Raw genomic sequence first — 18,209 nt, forward strand, 5'->3', positions numbered from 1 at the left:
GCCGCTCATGCTGCACTCGCTGAAGTGGGATGGGTGGAAGACGGCGCGGACTGCAGCGCGGCGGCGAGAATGGCTTCCTGCGTGAGGCCGTCGTTCGGAAAATCGCCGCGCAACTGCCCTGCTCCGATCACGAGCACGCGGTCGCTGATGCCGAGCACTTCGGGCAATTCCGACGACACCATCACGATGGCAACGCCGCGTTGCGCCAGCTGGAAAATCAGTTTGTAGATCTCGTACTTCGCGCCGACATCGACGCCGCGAGTCGGCTCATCGAGAATCAGCACCTTCGGATCGGTGAGCAGCATCTTCGTCAGCACGGCCTTCTGCTGGTTGCCGCCGGACAGACTCGCGATCGGCAGCATCGGGTTCGCGGCGCGCACAGACAACAGTTTCATCTGCGCGTGGATCGTATCGAGTTCCGCGCTCGAATCGATCCGGCCCGCGTGTGCGAACCGGTTGAGTACGGCGAGCGTGATGTTGTAGCCGACGCCGAGCTGCGGCACGATGCCGTGCCGCTTGCGATCTTCGGGCACCATCGCGATGCCCGCGCGGATCGCATCGAACGGTGTGCGCACGCGCAGCGGCTTGCCTTCGAGCTGCAACGTCGCGTGGCTCACGCCGTTCCACGCGCCGAAAATCGCCTGCATCAACTCGGTCCGCCCCGCGCCGACCAGGCCGGCCACACCGAGAATCTCGCCGCGCCGCACGTTGAACGACACGTCGTCGACGCGCTTGCGGCGTGGGTTTGTCACGTCGAACACCGTGACATGCTGCGCTTCGAACACGACCTCGCCGATCGCGTGCTCGACGCGCGGAAACAGGTTCGCGATTTCACGGCCGACCATCAGCGCGATGATCCGCTCGGTGGTGAGCGTACTCATCGGTTCGGTGGCGACATGCCGGCCGTCGCGTATCACCGTGACCGTATCGCAGACGGCCTCGACTTCGTCGAGTTTGTGCGAGATATAAACGCAGGCGACACCGCGCCGCTTCAGGTCGCGCACGATATCGAGCAGGATGCGCGTCTCGGTCGCGGTCAGCGACGACGACGGCTCGTCGAGAATCAGCAGTTGCGCTTCTTTGGCGAGTGCTCGCGCGATTTCGATCAGTTGCTGGTGGCCGCCGCCGTAGTTCATCACAGGCTGCGCGACGTTGATCCCGTCGATCCCGAGCCCACGCAGCAGCTCGTCGGCGCGCTGATACATCGCCGCGTAGTTCATGCGGCCGCCGGGCAAGGTGATCTCGTTGCCGAGAAAGATGTTTTCGGCCACCGACAACTCGGGCACCAGCATCAGTTCCTGGTGGATGATCACGATGCCCGCGCGCTCGGTGTCGCGCACGTTCTGCGCTTCGAGCGGCACGCCCTTCCAGAGAATCTCGCCGTCCCACGTACCGTGCGGATAGACAGCCGACAGCACTTTCATCAACGTCGATTTGCCGGCGCCGTTCTCGCCGCACAGGCCAACGCATTCGCCGGGCATCACGATCAGGTCGATGCCGTCCAGCGCCTTGACGCCGGAGAACGTCTTGACGATGCGATGCATCGCCAGCAAGGGAGTCGCCATTCACTGTTCCCGTTGCAGGAGAAAACGCGGCGCGCCCCACGCCGCTCTGCTTCGCGACGTGGGGCGGCACGCACTCAGGCCGAACTCACGCGAGGCGTTACTGGCTCGCGATCTGCGCCTGCGTATAGAAACCGTCCTTCACGACGATGTCGACATTCTGCTTCGTCAGCAGGGTCGGCTGCAGCAGCACCGTATCGACCTTCTTGCGACCGTTGTCGTACTGCGCGTTATAGGCCGGCTTCTCGCCCTTCGCAAGCTGCACGGACAGCTTGGCCGCTTCGCTTGCGATCAGCTTGAGTGGTTTGTAAACCGTCATCGTCTGGGTCCCGGCGATCAGCCGCTTGACCGCTGCGAGGTCCGCGTCTTGCCCCGAAATCGGTACCTTGCCTGCCATGTGCTGTGCCGCAAGCGCCTGGACCGCGCCGCCCGCGGTGCCGTCGTTCGATGCGACGATCGCATCGATCTTGTTGTTGTTCGCGGTGAGCGCATCTTCCATGATGCGCAGCGCGGTCGAGGCGCTCCATTCCGGCACCCACTGCTGGCCGACGATCTTGATGTCGCCGCGATCAATGGCCGGCTGCAGCACCTTCAACTGACCCTCGCGCAACATCTTCGCGTTGTTGTCGGTCGGTGCACCGCCGAGCAGGAAGTAGTTGCCCTTCGGCTGCGCATCGAACACGCCCTTCGCCTGCAGTTCGCCGACTTTCTCGTTGTCGAACGAGATATATGCATCGACGTCGGCGTCGAGAATCAACCGGTCGTACGAAACGACCTTGATGCCGGCCTTCTTCGCTTCGGCGACCACGTTACCAAGCGTCTTCGAGTTGAACGGCACGATCACGATCACGTCGACGCCGCGCGAGATCAGGTTTTCGATCTGCGAGATCTGGCGTTCCTCGCTCGCATCCGCTGATTGCACCGACACTTTCGCACCGAGCTTTTCGGCGGCGGCGACGAAGTAGTCGCGATCGCGCGACCAGCGTTCGACGCGCAGGTCGTCGATGCAAAAACCGATTTCAGGGTGATCCTTGCTCGCATGCGCGAGCGGCGCGGCAAGCGACAGACTGGCGAGTACCGCTCCACAGACGAGCGAACCCAGAACGGAACGGCGGGTGGCAAATCTCATGTCTCACTCCTCTCTTTTAATCACCGGCGTGCCGGTGTGGACGGCTCGCATGGTGGACCATGCGGCCGGATAGCAACGCGAGCCTTTGTCATGCTTGCAGTGCTTTCGGCTCGTGCGGTTCTTGCAGTTCTGGCAGCCGCTCAACGGCCGCCGTAGATCGCCTGATTCACGACGCTCTCCAGATACTCCTGGCGACCGCTCGCATGCTGCGGATCGAGGCCGCGCGCAAGCGCGTCGCTAGCTAGCGACGTAAGCGAATAACCCCCTGCCAGAATCTTGCGACCAAATTCCGTGTCCCAGCCCGCGTAGCGCTGCTGCCTGAACTGCTCGAGGCGGTCGTGCTCGATCAGCTTCGCCGCGCGCTCCACCGCAAGCGCGAGATTGTCGATTGCACCGATGTGGCCGTAGAACAGGTCTTCCGCATCGATACTCTGGCGCCGTACCTTGGCATCGAAGTTCATGCCGCCGGTCGTGAAGCCGCCATGCCGCAGGATCTCGTAGAACGCGAGCGTCAGTTCTTCGACGCTGTTCGGAAACTGATCGGTGTCCCACCCGTTCTGCGGATCGCCGCGGTTCGCATCGACACTGCCGAACACACCGAGCGCGAATGCCGTCGCGATCTCATGATGAAACGAATGACCGGCGAGCGTCGCGTGATTCGCCTCGATGTTCACACGAATCTCGTTCTGCAAACCGTATTGCGTCAGAAAGCCATGCACGGTCGCGACGTCGTAATCGTATTGATGCTTGGTCGGCTCCTGCGGCTTCGGTTCGATCAGCAGCGTGCCCTTGAAGCCGATGCGGTGCGCGTGCTCGACGACCATATGCAGAAAGCGTGCAAACTGTTCGCGTTCGCGCGAGAGCTCGGTGTTGAGCAGCGTGTCGTAGCCCTCGCGGCCGCCCCACAACACGTAGTTCTCGCCGCCCAGTTGATGGGTTGCGTCGAGCGCGTGACGGACCTGGGCCGCAGCAAATGCGAACACTTCAGGGTTCGGATTAGTCGCCGCACCGGCTGCATAGCGCGGATGCGAGAACAGGTTCGCGGTGCCCCACAGCAACCCGACGCCGCTGTCCTGCTGCTTGCGCGCCAGGTAGTCGACCATGCGCGCAAAGTTTTCGCTGTATTCCTTGAGGTTGCGGCCTTCTGGGGATGCGTCGGTGTCGTGGAACGTGTAGTACGGCGTGCCGAGTTTCGAGAACAGCTCGAACGCGGCATCGGCCTTCTGCTTCGCGCGCTCCATCGCGTCGCCGGGTTCGTGCCACGGCCGACGGAACGCACCGTGACCAAACACGTCGGCGCCTGGCCACACGAACGTGTGCCAGTAGCACACGGCGATGCGCAGATGCGCTTCGAGCGTCTTGCCGAGCACCATCTTCGTCTTGTCGTAGTGATGGAATGCCAGCGGGTTGTCCGAGTCCGGTCCTTCATAGTGGATCGGCTGGATGTGCTCGAAATACGACATCGATGTCTCCCTTTGTTTATGCTGCGCTGCAATGCTCGCGCGCTCGGGGCGAATGCGGCTCGCCAGGTGACGCCATGCTGCCGTGCCCGGGCAAGACCGGCAATTACGAAATTGCGTAAGCGGCTTGATGTTTCTTACCGCCTCGCCGCGCATACCGCGCAGGGTGGAGGTTCCCGGACTAGAATTGCTACACGTTTCGTAATCGTTTCGTAACCGCTTGATCCCGCGAGCCACGCCCACCGATGACCCGAGTCCAGACGCACCCCACGCCTCAGACGACCCATCGGATCGCGCTGCTGTTCAACGCGAACAAGATCTACGATCGCGAGATCATCGGCGGAATCGGCAAGTACCTGCTGTCCACGCGGGTCGCATGGGACCTGTTTCTCGAGGACGATTTCCGCTGCCGTCTGACCGGCATCGAGCGTTTCGAAGGCGACGGCATCATCGCGGACTTCGACGATCCGGCTGTGTCGGATGCGTTGCGCGGTTGTGCGCTACCGGTCGTCGCGGTGGGCTCGTCATTCGAAGACCAGGCGCACTATCCGCCCGATCTACCCTACATCGCCACCGACAACGCGAAGCTCGTCTCGCTCGCCTACACCCATCTGATCGGCGCGGGGCTTGCACACTTCGCGCTCTATAGCCTGCCCGAGGCCCAGGAAAACCGCTGGGCACAACAACGCGAGCGCGCCTTCACGCATCTGCGCGCCGCCGACGGGCGCAGTGCCGCCGAGATCGGCGCCGAGATTTATCGCGGACTGTCCACCAGCGCGCCGTCGTGGAACCAGGCGAGCGAGCAGTTGACCGGCTGGCTCGCGAGCCTGCCGAAGCCGGTCGGCATCATCGCGGTGACCGACGCGCGTGCCCGGCATCTGTTGCAGGCGTGTCTGATGGCGGGCATCGCGGTACCGGAGCAGGTGGCGATCATCGGCATCGACAACGATCCGCTCACGCGGACGCTCACACGTATTCCGTTGTCGTCGGTGATTCAGGGTACCGAGGAAATGGGCCGCACCGCCGCGTATCTTTTGCATCAGATGCTGCACGGCGCGCGTTTTCCGGGCCGGCGCATCCTTGTGCCACCGGTCGGTATCAATGTCCTCGAATCGAGTCGCCATCAGCCGCTGGCAAGCCCCTATGTGATGCGCGCGCGGCACTTCATCCGCCAGTACGCGTGTCAGGGCATTCGCACCGAGCAGGTCGCCGATTACGTCGGCGTGTCGCGCTCGTCGCTCGAAGAACATTTTCGCCGCGAACTGAGCTGTACCGTGCATCAGGCCATCCTGCGCCATAAACTCGATGCGGCGAAGGCGCTGCTCGAGCAGCGCGATGTGTCGAGCGCGGAGGTCGCGATCCGTTGCGGCTTCACCTCGCTGCAGTATATGTATGCCGTGTTTCGCCGCGAACTCGGCTGTACGCCGCGCGAATATCAGGAGCGTCCGCGCCCGGCTACATCGACGAACTGACGCACCGCACCCTCTTCTCTCTTTCTTCCAGAAACATGATCAGTACAGCGCAAATATCTTCCGAAACGTGGGGCCGGTTGCCAGGCGGCGATCCGGTCAGTCTGTTTACGCTGCGCAATACGCACGGCATGAAAGTCGCCATCAGCGATCTCGGTGCGACGCTCGTGTCGTGGCACGCGCCGGACCGGGAAGGACGGCTCGGCGACATCCTGCTCGGCCACGACAGTCCCGCCGACTATCACGCGGCGACGACCTATATGGGTGCGCTGATCGGCCGCTGGGCGAACCGCATTGCCGGCGCGCACTTCACGCTCGACGGGATCGACTACGCGCTCGATCGTAACGAAGGCGACAATTGCCTGCACGGCGGCGCTGCGGGGTTTCATCGCGCGCTGTGGCAAGCCGACGACGAGGACGGCACGCTCGTGATGCGGCTCGAGTCGCCTGAGGGCGATGCGGGCTTTCCGGGCAACGTGACCGTCCAGGTGCGCTATGCACTCGATGACGACGGCACCCTGACGCTCGACTACGAAGCGCTCACCGATGCCCCGACGCCGCTCAACCTGACTAGCCATCCTTACTTCAACCTGACGGGCCAGGCCGGGACGGACGTGCGCGGTCATGTCATCTCGATCGATGCGGACGCGTTCTTCGAAGTCGACCCGGCGATGATTCCGGCGAAGCGCGCGGACGTTGCCGGCAATGCGTTCGATTTCCGGCACAGCGCGCCGCTCGGGGCGCGGCTCGACTGGCCGCACGCGCAGCTCGCACGCGCGGGCGGCTTCGATCACTGCTATGTGCTGCGCGACGCAGCCGATGAGCCCGGAAATGTGCAGCCCTGCCGCCGCGTCGCGAGTGCCTACGATCCGGGCAGCGGGCGCGAACTGATCGTCGAGACGGACCAGTGGGGTTTGCAGTTCTATACCGGCAATTACCTGCAGGGCGTGCGCGGTCGTCAGGGTGTCGTGCTCGCGCGGCATGCGGGGCTGTGCTTCGAAGCCGGCGGGTTTCCCGACCAGGTCCATATGGCCGACGGTGAGCGGACCGTGCTTCGGCCTGGCAAGGTGTACCGCCAGCAGACCCGCTATCGGGTCTGCGTGCGCGGCTGAAAACTACGGGCGAACCGGTTGTAACGCTGCTCCGATCTTCGCGCGCAGGAACTCGAATGTCGTGGCTGATGCGCGGGCCATGGTTTCGGGCTCGACACCTGCGCCATGCCCTCCATCGCGATGTTCCAGGTACCAGACGTCGGCGTGCCCGAGTGCCTGCATTTTCGCCACCATCTTGCGGGCGTGAGCAGGATGCACACGATCGTCGGTCGATGACGACGTAAACAGCACAGGCGGATAGTGCGTGTCTGGCTTCACGTTGTGATAAGGCGAGTAATCCATCAGCATCCGGCGGTCGTCGGCATTGTCGGGATCACCGTACTCCTCGACCCACGAGGCGCCCTGCAGCAGCAGGTGAAAGCGCGCCATATCGAGGACCGGTACTTCCGAGACGACGGCGCCGAACAGTTCCGGGCGCTGGATCATGCATACCGCTGTCAACAGACCACCGTTGCTTCCGCCTTGAATGGCGAGCTGCGTGGGCGTCGTTACACCTGAATCGATCAATGCTTCGGCCACGGCGATGAAATCGTCGAATGCAACCTGACGTTTCTCGCGCTGGGCGGCCCGATGCCAGGCAGGTCCATATTCCCCGCCACCCCGGATGCAGGCGATCACGTACACGCCACCTGGTTCGAGCCAGGAGAATCCCAGGGTGTCGATATAGCCGGGGGTATCGAGCGGGATTTCGAATCCGCCGTATCCGTAGAGCACGCACGGCCGTGGATCGCCTTGAAGATCCGCCTCACGGCCGATTATCCAATAGGGAATCCGCACGCCATCGGCAGCAACGGCATGCCGGCGCAGTGCGACAAATCCACTTGCATCGAAGCGGGCGGGAAGCTGTGCGAGCAGGCGCCAGGGTGTATCACTGGCGAGATCTGCAAGATACAGCGACGGCGGTGTCAGGAAGTGATTGGTGTAAATCAGCACAGTGTCGTCGCGTGCGTGGTCGATGGCTGTCACCGATGCCTCGCACCCGTCCGGCAGCGGATAGTCCCGCGCCTCCCAGGTGCCATCGGCCGCCGCGGGTGGACGCCAGAGTGTCACACGGGTAACGCTTTCGCTCTTGTGCGCAACGATCAGCCAATGCTTCGTATAGTGCGCGCCGGAAAGTACCTTTTCGTCCGCAGGCGCGAAAAGCACCACGAAGCAGCGGCTACCGTCGAGAAATGCGTCACGCCGGATAGCGAGCAATGAGCCGCTACGATACGTGGCCGCATCGACGTCCCAGTCGGTGCGCAGCGTAACGAGCAACCAGTCGTTCCACTCGAACAACGTTGCATCGTGCGGCACATCGAATTCCCGCCATTCGTCCGTCTTCTCGTCGAGCCAGAAGTTCACCACGTCGTAAAACGATGCGCTGCGGTACGCGGAATGACGTCTGTGAATCGGATCGAAAAAAACCATCACAGACAGATCGCCAGGTTCACATTCGAATACGATCGGCGCATCGGATACGCGCATTCCACGCGTCCATTTGCGTACCTGTCGCGGATAGCCGGCAACCGTCACGGCCGGAGTCGCGCTCACCGCACTGTCATCCCAGCTCGCGTAGATCGTATCTCGATCGATCCACCCGACGCGGTGGTGACCTGGATCAGGTAGTGCAAAACCGTTGTCGACAAAAGCGCGTGCTTCGACGTCGAACTCCCGCACGATGATCGAATCGGAACCTCCCGGTGCAAGAGAGACCAGCGCGCGATCGAAGGTGGGATAGATCAGCTCGAAGCCGGCCAGAACCCAGCGTGTATCGTCGCCGTCCCGGTTGTTCAGATCGAGCGCATTGACGTCCAGCACGGTTTCCCATTCAGGCACGCCTTCAATCCAGGCGTCCCAGGGCGTGCGGCGTACAAAGAAGAGCGGGTGTGCTTCGTCGGTCCAGTAGTTGTAGCCCCAGTCGCCACAACGCCAACAGGTAACGATGCGGTCCTGGGCCGTCATGGCTTCGAAAAGCCGCCTCGTGTGAATGTCGGCGTTGGGCGTATGACCGAACGTCTCGACAGTGCGGGCCGTTTGCGCACGTACCCATGAATCGACTGTGGGATCGTCGAGTTTTTCCAGACCGATATACGGGTCTGCAGCGTCGGTCGGCAGCCAGGTAGTAGTGGGGAGCGAGTTGGTCATGGATATTCAATATCTTGCGCACAGTGAAACGCCATACCTTATCGAATATCTCCGAACGTAGATATCAGTTCGCTCCTAAATGAAACATAAGACATGCCTAACTGAAACGTACAGCCAATCGCTCAGGTGCGATCGTCGATCGCACCTGAGCCGAACAGACCCGACTGTGCCGGTCATACCTGTTTTTGCGACAATGCGCCTTACTTCTTCGCCGCCGCAGCGATCACCGCCGCCACCGCCTTAGGCTGGCTCAACATCGCCACGTGACTCGACTTGACGCGCGTCACGGTCGCGCCGATCTGCGTCGCCATCACCTGCTGCAGACCAGGATCGATCATGTGATCCTGCTCCGCCAGCACATACCACGACGGCTTCGTGTGCCACGCGGCGGTCGTCACCTTGTCGTCGGTGCAGCCCGAGAACCACGGGCCCTGTGTCGCCGCGACGAGGCGCGCTTCCGGCAGCGGCAGGTCTTGTGCGAACTGATGGATGATCGCGTCGGTGGACAGCGTCAGGAAGCCGCCGGAATCCTTCTGCAACTGGTTCACCCATGCCGGCGCCGGCTTGCCCTTGAGCATGTCGTTGATCGACACGCCGCTGTCGGGCGCGAATGCAGCGACATAGACGAGTGCCTTGACCTTGTCGTCGTTACCGGCCTGGCTGATGACGACACCGCCCCACGAATGGCCGACCAGCACGACCGGGCCCGTCTGCGCGTCGATCACGCGTTTCGTCGCGGCGACGTCATCCGCCAGCGAAGACAGCGGGTTCTGCACAGCCACCACGTGTGCGCCGCGCGCTTCCAGCAACGGAATCACCTTGCTCCAGCTCGACCCGTCGGCGAACGCGCCATGAACCAGGACGACGTTGGTGCCCTTCAGATCGCCCTGCGCCTCAGCGTGAGCGGCCTGCACGGAGAACAGGCCACCGAACAGGCAGGCCGCTGCGAACCACTTCTTCATTCGGGTATTCATCTTGGATCAACTCCTCAAAGGTGATGTCGAGGCCAGAGCATCGCAAACAGCGCCGCGCGCCGGTATCGGTCAAATGACCGACCCGGGTCGGTAGCCGCGTCGCGTATAGTCGTCGCCACACTCCCGCTTACCGTTCGAGGAAACCCCATCATGCCGGCCGGCGGCCTGGACATTCGCACCTTCGACGCCGTCAAGGCGCTCGCCTTTATCGGCGATCTCAGCATGGGGCAACCCACCGATCATTCGCTGCGCACGGCCTGGCTTGCCGCGCAGATCGCCGGCGCGGCCAGTTTCAGGGCGGACATCTGCGACACGGTGCGCGAGGCCTCGCTGCTGCGCTGGTCGGGCTGCACCGCAAATGCGGCGGAATTCACGAACACGTTTGGCGACGACGTCGAGGGCCGTGCGGCGATGCTGGCCGAGCGCCCCGACTGGGCCGAACTGCTCAATGCGCAAGGCGGCCCGGCGCAGGCGATTGCGCCGCTCGCCCAGATTCATTGCGAGGTATCGGGCGAAGTCGCGCGCATCCTTGGTCTCGGCAGCGAGACCGAAGCGACGTTGCGGCATATCTTCGAGACGTGGGATGGCAACGGCATGCCGAACCAGTTGAACGGCAAGGCGGTGCCGGCAGCGGTGTTCGTCGTGGCGCTGGCGGGCGACCTGGAAATTTTCAGCCGGGTTTATGGGCTCGAACACGCACTCGTACTGATCGCGCACCGTGCCAATTTCCGCTATCCGGCCACGCTGACGATTCCCGTCAATACGCACGCGGCACAGTGGCTCGATACGCTGGCGCAGCTCGCGCCGGCTGCTCTCGACGCCGCGCTGCTGACGCCGCAGATGCAGCACAGCACGTCCCCCGACCTGATCGCCGATGTGCTCGATCTGAAACTACCGTGGATGACCGGTTATTCGCGCGCCGTCGCGACGACCGCCGCGGCCTGCTGCACGCGTCTCGTCGCCGATCCCGAAGCGAGTGAACGTGTGTACCGCGCGGGGTTGATCCACGGGATAGGACGCGCGGCCGTGCCGAATGCGATCTGGGACACGCCGGCGCGTCTTTCGGCCGCACAGTGGGAAAAGGTGCGCCTCGTGCCCTACTGGACTTCGCGCGCGGGCAAACAGATGGGCACGCTGGATCAGGCGACGGAACTGGCTTCGTATGCGTACGAACGTCTGGACGGCAGCGGCTATTTCCGCGCTGTGGGCGGCCCGGCGCTCGGTCTCGAAGCGCGCATTCTTGCTGCGTCGGCTGCGTGGGTCGCGTTACGTTCGAAGCGGCCGTGGCGCGACGCGCTCTCCGATGCCGCGGCCAGTGAATTGCTGCGGGCCGAGGCCGAACAGGGACGCTTCGATAGCGACGTCGTCGAAGCGCTGCTCGAAGGTGAGCCCACCGCTGCGCACTCGGCTTCGCCGCGTAGCACGCGCTACGCGGCGGAAACGACGCGTCTTTCGTCGCGCGAGATCGATGTGCTGAACCTGATCAGTCACGGCGCCAGCAACAAGGAAGCAGCACGGGCGCTCAATCTCAGCCCGAGCACCGTGCGCACGCATGTCGAGCGGGTGTTTCGCAAGCTCGAATGCACGACGCGGGCCGCGGCGACATTAAAAGCGTCGGCGATGGGGCTGCTGCGTTAGTAGCGGGAACCGCTTGGACTGGCTCCAGATTTCCCGCACTAGATGGATCTAGTGAAGGAGCCATGCATTGATTATGCTGGCGGAAAATTCACCGACCATGAGACTCCCGTGAACGAAAAACCAGGTCCCCTCTCGAACCGCGCCCGTGTGCGCCGCGAACCGGAACGGGCGCGCTACGAGCGCGCCGTGCTAGACGCGATCGTCGATGCAGCGTACTTCTGCCACATCGCCTTCACCGATCAGCGCGGTACGCACTGCATCCCCACCGCATGCTGGCGCCAGGGCGATTATCTGTATGTCCACGGCTCGAATGGCAGCCAGATGCTGAAAGCCGCCGCCGACGGAACCCAGGTTTGCGTCACCGTCACGCATATCGACGGGCTGGTGCTCGCGCGGTCCGCATTCAATCACTCGATGAACTATCGGACCGCTGTTATTTACGGTGTTTGCGAGCCGGTGGAAGGCGAGCACAAGGCCGAATCGCTGGATGCGCTGGTCGAGAAGATCGCCCGCGGCCGCTCGCACGAAGCGCGGCGCGCCAATGCGAAAGAACTCGCGGCGACGACCGTGCTGCGCATACCGCTCGACGAGTACTCGTGCAAGATTCGCACAGGCGGCCCGAACGACGACGAGGCCGATCTCGACCGGCCGGTGTGGGCCGGTGTGCTGCCGCTGGAAATGATGCCAAAGCCGCCCGAGGCGCACGATGCACGGGTTGAAGCGCCGTCGTATGTGACTGGGTGGGAGAGCGGTACGGGCCTGCCACGATAAGGCATTCAGTTACTGCCTATCGCTGCGCGTTCAACTCCTGCTCGCGCCGCAGCCGCGCCTCTTCATCCAGCCGCGTGTCTTCCAGTTCCTGCAACACCGCATCGAGATCGACGGGTCGCGTGTCGGCTTCGACGTGTCCCGTCAACTTCGCGTCGATATGCAGGCCGCCCGCTTCGAACAGCGCCCAGATCTCCGTTCCGTAATCGGTGTCGAGCAGTTGCGGCGCGAACCGTCCGCAATATGTCGCGAGGTTGTCGACGTCGCGTTTGAGCATCGCGGCGGCTTCGCTGTTACCGGCGGCATCGACAGCTTGCGGCAGATCGATGATCACCGGGCCGTCGGCGGCCAGCAGGATGTTGTATTCGGACAGGTCGCCGTGGATCATGCCCGCGCACAGCATCCGCACGACCTGGTTGAGCAGCAGCGTGTGCAGTTCGAGCGCGCGTGCTTCGGTCAGATCGACATCGTTCAGACGCGGCGCGACGTTGCCGGCACCGTCGACCACCAGCTCCATCAACAGCACGCCATCGGTGCAGATATACGGTTGCGGCACACGCACCCCGGCGTTGGCGAGCCGGAATAGCGCATCGACCTCCGCGTTCTGCCACTGTTCTTCCTGCACCTGACGACCGTAGCGCGTGCCCTTCTCCAGCGCGCGCGCTTCGCGGCTGTTCTTGACCTTGCGGCCTTCGCGATACGACGCGGCCTGACGGAAGCTGCGCTGCTTCGCATCCTTGTAGACCTTCGCGCAACGCGCGGAGGTGCCGCTGCGCACCACATACACTGTCGCTTCCTTGCCGCTCATCAACTGGCCGATGACTTCGTCGATAAGCCCTTCTTCGAGCAGCGGTGCGAGCCGTTTGGGGATTTTCATACGCCTCCCCAATGTAGTTCGCGAGACTTACGCATGAAGTTAGGGACACGTGAATGCGCGGCAACGATGCGCGCAGCGGACTGGCGGGCAAGCATCGCGAACGCTGTCGCTTGCGCGGCTGTTGCCGGAGGGAAAAGAAAAGTCATGCCGGATTATACGGTGCTGCGCGAACCCGGCCGCTGCGTCCATCGGCGACCATCTTCGGACATCCGCCGAAAACACGGAGAGTCGCCGCCTTTCCTGCGGCAGGGTCGACCGGTAAAGGGCTAGTCTACCGGCCGATTTGGAAGCGCCTCGCGCTCCAGATACCCCAGACACAGCGACTCGAGTTGCTCGTGAAACTTGCGCATCATCGATTGCGGCGACTTCGCCTCGAGTAGCAAACGGATCGGGCCGAGCAATGCGCCCATCAGCATGAACGTGGTCATACCCACGTCGGCAAAATCCGCATCGGAGGCGGTCTTCAGCATGGCCTCCAGCGCCACGCGGTTGCGCGCCCCCACTGCGTGAACATAGCTGCGCGAGTCGAGTTCGAAGGCCACCGCATAAAGCGCACGCGCTTCGTCCAGGTCCTCCGTCTTTGCTTTCACAAACGCACCGACAACTGTTTTCACCATTGTCGACACACAGGCGCCGTGTGCCGACGTAGCAGCAACCTCCATCGTTCGCGCCACCCGTTCCAGATGCCGCTGCAGCACCGCGAAGAGCAGCGCCTGCTTTTGCGGAAAGTACTGGTAGAGCGTCCCCACCGATACACCCGCTCGCTCGGCAACCCGGATAGTGGTCAGGCGCTGCAGCCCATCGGCCAGCAAAACCTGAATAGTCGCGTCGAAAATCGCGTCCACCGTTGCCTGCGAACGCGCTTGCTGAGGCTGTTTGCGGGCGTCAAGCCCCTGTCCGTTATCGACGCGCATATGCGAATTCACAATCTGAATGATTGTTCGTATTCTATTCGAACGTCCTGTAGCGACGAAACAACCATCGGAAGCAAGGAGTGCATCAATGGCTGAAGTGACGCGCGGCGGTACTTTTCAACTTGGCGATCTGGCCGTTACACGCATCGGCTATGGCGCGATGCAACTGGCCGGTCCGCGCGCCTTCGGTCCGCCGAAAGATCGCGCCGCAGCGATTGCCGTGCTGCGTAGTGTGATTGAAAGCGGCATCACGCACATCGATACGAGCGATTACTACGGCCCTCACGTGACCAATCAGCTGATCCGCGAGGCGCTTCATCCGTATCCGGACGCACTCACGATCGTTACGAAGGTCGGTGCTCGCCGCGGCAGCGACGCGTCATGGAACGTTGCGATATCGGCGGCCGAGCTTGAATCGGCGGTGCATGACAATCTTCGTCATCTCGGAGTCGACGCGCTGGATGTCGTGAACTTTCGTGTGATGTTCGACGTACTGGCACCGGCCGAGGGTGACATCGAAGAACCTTTGACGGCACTCGCGCAGTTGCAGGAGAAAGGTCTGATCCGTCACATTGGGCTGAGCAATGCAACCGCGCGGCAGGTCGCGCAGGGACGCACGATTACCGACATTGTCTGCGTGCAGAACCGGTACAACCTCGCTTTCCGCAACGACGACACGCTGATCGACAGTCTTGCGGAAGATGGCATTGCGTACGTGCCGTTTTTTCCGCTCGGCGGTTTCTCGCCGTTGCAGGCCGATGCGCTGAATCACGCTGCCGACCGATGTAACGCAACGCCGATGCAGGTCGCGCTCGCCTGGTTGCTACAGCGCTCGCCGAACATTCTGCTGATACCTGGGACTTCGTCGGTCGCACATCTGCAGCAGAACATCAGCAGCGCGGGTCTTCATTTGCCTGAGGATATTCTGGCGTCGCTGGACACGATCGGGTCCGCGAAGACGTAAGGCCAGGCCAGAATCGATGTTTTGTCGACGAAACGCGTACCGTGGAAAGGGACGCGTTTCGCAAAACACCGACCGCAACGGAAAGGCGCTAGCGATCAACGAGCTGCTGAAACCGGGCTGGATAGCGCTCGCCGACTATCTCGATGCCTCGCAATGCGACGTCGAGCGCCGCCAGATCGTCCACCGAGAGTTCCACGGTTGCAGCCCCAAGGTTCTCTTTCAACCGAGGCAATTTCGTCGTGCCCGGTATCGGTACGATCGACGGTTTTTGTGCGAGCAGCCAGGCCAGCGCAATCTGCGCGCGCGTTGCACCTTTCCCGGCCGCGATGTCGCCGAGCACGTCCACGAGCGCCGCATTCGCCTTGCGATTATCTTCCGAGAAACGCGGCAGGAAATGACGGACATCGCCCGCGCCGAACTCAGTGCCTGCGCTCACTGCGCCAGTGAGAAAGCCCTTGCCCAATGGACTGAACGGCACAAAGCCGATGCCAAGTTCCTCTAGTGTTGGCAGCACAGACTGCTCCGGCTCGCGCCACCACAACGAGTATTCGCTCTGTAGCGCAGCGACGGGCTGTATCGCGTGGGCGCGACGAATTGTCTGGGTGCTCGCCTCCGACAAACCGAAGTGCTTGACCTTGCCCTCCCGAATCAGGTCTTTCACCGTTCCCGCAACGTCTTCGATCGGCACGCCCGGATCGACGCGATGCTGATAGAACAGATCGATTCGATCTGTCCTGAGCCGTTGCAACGACGCGTCCGCCACCGCGCGGATGCGTTCGGGCCGGCTGTTGACCGCCTTACTGGGATCGCCATCCTCGAACCCGAACTTGGTGGCTATCACGACCTGATCGCGAAACGGCGCGACGGCTTCGCCCACAAGTTCTTCGTTGACGAACGGACCGTAGCACTCGGCGGTATCGAAGAACGTGACGCCGGCCTCGAACGCCGCACGGATGAGTGCAATACCGTCGGCTCTCTCGACCGCGGGCCCCAAGCCGAAGCTAAGACCCATGCAACCAAGACCGATAGCCGAAACTTCAAGCCCACTGTTACCAAGTTTGCGCTTTTGCATTGACCGGTTTCCTTTGAAATGACCTTCTGTCACGATCGCGTCCGTGCGATCGTGGCGTGCCATTTTCGGGCCTGCATGTCAGTCTGTGAATGCAATAGAATCCGGAGTTCTGTCGCTATCGTCCGGAGCAGATGCTTGGACCCACTGTCTGAAGTTCTTTCGTTGCTGGAAACGCGCAACTCATATTTCGCCGGACTGCGGGCGGGTGGCGACTGGGCGTTCGACATTCCAGCGCCGGTGGGCATCAAGTTCAGCGCCGTCGTCGAGGGCACATGCTGGCTGACGGTCGAAGACGCCGGGCCGCCTGTTCAATTGCACGCAGGCGACTGCGTCCTGCTTGCGAGGTCGCGCAGGTATTTGCTGGCGAGCGATCTATCCGTCACACCCATCGCACTGGCCGATGTCTATCGCGTCCCGCCCGAAGGTGGCATCTCGCGCTATGGCGAAGCGGATGATTTCTTTCTGATCGGCGGCCGCTTTTCATTCGAGGATGACGCGAAACTGCTGCTTGACGATCTGCCGCCTCTCATCGTGGTGCGTGGTCATTCCGAGCAGGCGGCGATACTGCGCTGGGCACTGCAGCAACTCGCGCAGGAATTCAGCACGTCGTTACCGGGCGCATCGCTGATGGTTCAACACCTTGCGCATATGATGCTCGTGCAGATTCTGCGGCTCCACGCCGACTCGTACGCGCAAGGCGCGGCCGGCTGGCTCGCGGCGCTCGCGGACCCGCGCATCGCGGCTGCCCTCAATGCGATCCATGCGGAGCCTGCACGGCGCTGGACCGTCGACGATCTCGCCGCCCGCTGCAACGTGTCGCGCTCGACCTTCGCGCTGCACTTCAAGCGAAAGATGGGATTCGGTCCGCTCGATTACCTGCTGCGCTGGCGCATGCAGCTCGCGACACGGAAGTTACGACGCTCGGACGCATCGGTTTCCGCTGTCGCGCAGGAGCTCGGTTACGACTCGGATAGTGCGTTTAGCCATGCGTTCAAGCGTATCGTCGGGTGTTCGCCGCGTGAGTATCGTGCCGGGTGACCAACACGCTCATTCGTATGTAAACACCCCGCCGAACTTCTCCATATATTCAAGCACCATCCCCGAGCCGCGCACGACGCAGGTCAACGGATCTTCGGCAACGAACACCGGCAACCCGGTCTCTTCAGCAAGCAGCCGATCCAGATCACGCAGCAGCGCACCGCCACCGGCGAGCATGATGCCGCGCCCGGCGATATCGGCACCGAGTTCCGGCGGCGTATGTTCCAGCGCGATCTTGACCGCCGATACGATCTGGTTCAGCGGATCAGTGAGCGCTTCGAGAATCTCGTTGCTCGACACGGTGAAGCTGCGCGGAATACCTTCCGACATGTTGCGGCCGCGCACTTCCATTTCCTTGACTTCGGAGCCGGGGAACGCCGAACCAATCCCTTTCTTGATCGCTTCGGCGGTCTGTTCGCCGATCAGCATGCCGTAGTTGCGGCGTATGTAGTTGACGATCGCCTCGTCGAACTTGTCGCCGCCGACACGCACCGAGCCCTTGTACACGATGCCGCCCAGTGAGATCACACCGACCTCGGTGGTACCGCCACCGATATCGACCACCATGGAACCAGTCGCTTCCGATACCGGCAGGCCAGCACCGGTTGCCGCGGCCATCGGTTCTTCAATCAGATAGACCTTCGATGCGCCCGCACTGTGTGCAGCCTCCCTGATTGCCCGCCGTTCGACCTGGGTCGAGCCGCACGGTACGCAGATCATGATGCGCGGCGACGGCGCGAAAATGTGCGGCGCGTGCACCATGCGGATGAACTGTTTGATCATCTGCTGGGTGATGGTGAAGTCGGCGATCACGCCGTCTTTCATCGGGCGAATCGCTTCGATGTCGCCGGGTACCTTGCCCAGCATCTGCTTGGCTTCCTTGCCGACCGCCAGAATGGTTTTCTTGCCATTCGGCCCGCTCTCCTGACGGATCGACACGACCGAAGGCTCGTCGAGGACAATGCCCTTGCCGCGCATGTAGATCAGTGTGTTTGAAGTACCGAGATCGATCGCCAGATCGTTTGAGAAGTAACTGCGCAGAAAGCCGAACATTCAAAATCCTGTCTCACCCGACACGGGCGGTTGGCCCACTACGGGCAAGCCT

15 protein-coding genes are annotated in these 18,209 nt (G+C 62.4%); 6 read left to right on the forward strand and 9 right to left on the reverse strand.

The genetic code is table 11. The annotated features are described in order from the left end of the window. Positions 1-5 precede the first annotated feature (5 nt). The 3 genes from xylG to xylA all read right to left on the reverse strand — a co-directional run bounded on the left by xylG (position 6) and on the right by xylA (position 4,154). Positions 6-1,565, reverse strand: a complete 1,560-nt coding sequence (gene xylG / locus M0D65_RS10385; RefSeq protein ID WP_266252596.1) for a D-xylose ABC transporter ATP-binding protein — start codon at positions 1,563-1,565, stop codon at positions 6-8. 97 nt (positions 1,566-1,662) lie between these two features. Then, on the reverse strand, positions 1,663-2,691 hold the full coding sequence (xylF, locus tag M0D65_RS10390; protein ID WP_266252597.1) for a D-xylose ABC transporter substrate-binding protein: 1,029 nt from the start codon (positions 2,689-2,691) through the stop codon (positions 1,663-1,665). Between the two features lie 140 nt (positions 2,692-2,831). Then, the gene (gene xylA, locus M0D65_RS10395; RefSeq protein ID WP_266252598.1) at positions 2,832-4,154 is read right to left on the reverse strand and encodes a xylose isomerase; all 1,323 of its coding nucleotides are present in this window, start codon (positions 4,152-4,154) and stop codon (positions 2,832-2,834) included. 242 nt (positions 4,155-4,396) lie between these two features. Here xylA and M0D65_RS10400 point away from each other — a divergent pair, with 242 nt between their 5' ends. Then, complete coding sequence (locus tag M0D65_RS10400) at positions 4,397-5,623, forward strand: DNA-binding transcriptional regulator (RefSeq protein WP_266252599.1); 1,227 nt, start codon at positions 4,397-4,399, stop codon at positions 5,621-5,623. A 35-nt stretch (positions 5,624-5,658) separates the two neighbouring features. Continuing rightward, complete coding sequence (locus M0D65_RS10405; RefSeq protein WP_266252600.1) at positions 5,659-6,732, forward strand: aldose epimerase family protein; 1,074 nt, start codon at positions 5,659-5,661, stop codon at positions 6,730-6,732. A gap of 3 nt (positions 6,733-6,735) precedes the next feature. Here M0D65_RS10405 and M0D65_RS10410 read toward each other — a convergent pair whose 3' ends face one another. Together M0D65_RS10410 and M0D65_RS10415 are read right to left on the reverse strand one after the other, a co-directional pair. Further along, complete coding sequence (locus M0D65_RS10410) at positions 6,736-8,859, reverse strand: prolyl oligopeptidase family protein (protein WP_266252601.1); 2,124 nt, start codon at positions 8,857-8,859, stop codon at positions 6,736-6,738. Positions 8,860-9,059: 200 nt separating this feature from the next. Further along, a complete protein-coding gene (locus M0D65_RS10415) occupies positions 9,060-9,833 on the reverse strand; it encodes an alpha/beta fold hydrolase (protein ID WP_266252602.1) in 774 nt (257 codons plus the stop codon). Positions 9,834-9,983: 150 nt separating this feature from the next. Here M0D65_RS10415 and M0D65_RS10420 point away from each other — a divergent pair, with 150 nt between their 5' ends. Together M0D65_RS10420 and M0D65_RS10425 are read left to right on the forward strand one after the other, a co-directional pair. Then, the gene (locus M0D65_RS10420; RefSeq protein WP_266252603.1) at positions 9,984-11,471 is read left to right on the forward strand and encodes an HD domain-containing phosphohydrolase; all 1,488 of its coding nucleotides are present in this window, start codon (positions 9,984-9,986) and stop codon (positions 11,469-11,471) included. A 108-nt stretch (positions 11,472-11,579) separates the two neighbouring features. Further along, positions 11,580-12,242, forward strand: coding sequence for a pyridoxamine 5'-phosphate oxidase family protein (locus tag M0D65_RS10425; RefSeq protein WP_266252604.1), 663 nt, complete (start codon positions 11,580-11,582; stop codon positions 12,240-12,242). 16 nt (positions 12,243-12,258) lie between these two features. Here M0D65_RS10425 and M0D65_RS10430 read toward each other — a convergent pair whose 3' ends face one another. Both M0D65_RS10430 and M0D65_RS10435 read right to left on the reverse strand, forming a co-directional pair. Further along, on the reverse strand, positions 12,259-13,116 hold the full coding sequence (locus M0D65_RS10430; RefSeq protein ID WP_266252605.1) for a PA4780 family RIO1-like protein kinase: 858 nt from the start codon (positions 13,114-13,116) through the stop codon (positions 12,259-12,261). 266 nt (positions 13,117-13,382) lie between these two features. Then, on the reverse strand, positions 13,383-13,961 hold the full coding sequence (locus M0D65_RS10435; protein ID WP_266252606.1) for a TetR/AcrR family transcriptional regulator: 579 nt from the start codon (positions 13,959-13,961) through the stop codon (positions 13,383-13,385). A 157-nt stretch (positions 13,962-14,118) separates the two neighbouring features. On the opposite strand from M0D65_RS10435, the gene M0D65_RS10440 reads away from it, so the two are divergent. Then, the gene (locus M0D65_RS10440) at positions 14,119-14,994 is read left to right on the forward strand and encodes an aldo/keto reductase family oxidoreductase (protein WP_266252607.1); all 876 of its coding nucleotides are present in this window, start codon (positions 14,119-14,121) and stop codon (positions 14,992-14,994) included. Positions 14,995-15,082: 88 nt separating this feature from the next. Here M0D65_RS10440 and M0D65_RS10445 read toward each other — a convergent pair whose 3' ends face one another. Further along, positions 15,083-16,066: an aldo/keto reductase gene (locus M0D65_RS10445; protein ID WP_266252608.1), complete on the reverse strand. Its 984-nt coding sequence runs from the start codon at positions 16,064-16,066 to the stop codon at positions 15,083-15,085. Positions 16,067-16,201: 135 nt separating this feature from the next. On the opposite strand from M0D65_RS10445, the gene M0D65_RS10450 reads away from it, so the two are divergent. Further along, complete coding sequence (locus tag M0D65_RS10450; protein ID WP_266252609.1) at positions 16,202-17,104, forward strand: AraC family transcriptional regulator; 903 nt, start codon at positions 16,202-16,204, stop codon at positions 17,102-17,104. Between the two features lie 9 nt (positions 17,105-17,113). On the opposite strand, the gene M0D65_RS10455 is transcribed toward M0D65_RS10450, so the two are convergent. Continuing rightward, a complete protein-coding gene (locus M0D65_RS10455) occupies positions 17,114-18,157 on the reverse strand; it encodes a rod shape-determining protein (protein ID WP_091013251.1) in 1,044 nt (347 codons plus the stop codon). Positions 18,158-18,209: the final 52 nt, after the last annotated feature.

This window comes from Paraburkholderia sp. CHISQ3, from assembly GCF_030464945.1.
GTDB lineage: Bacteria > Pseudomonadota > Gammaproteobacteria > Burkholderiales > Burkholderiaceae > Paraburkholderia > Paraburkholderia megapolitana.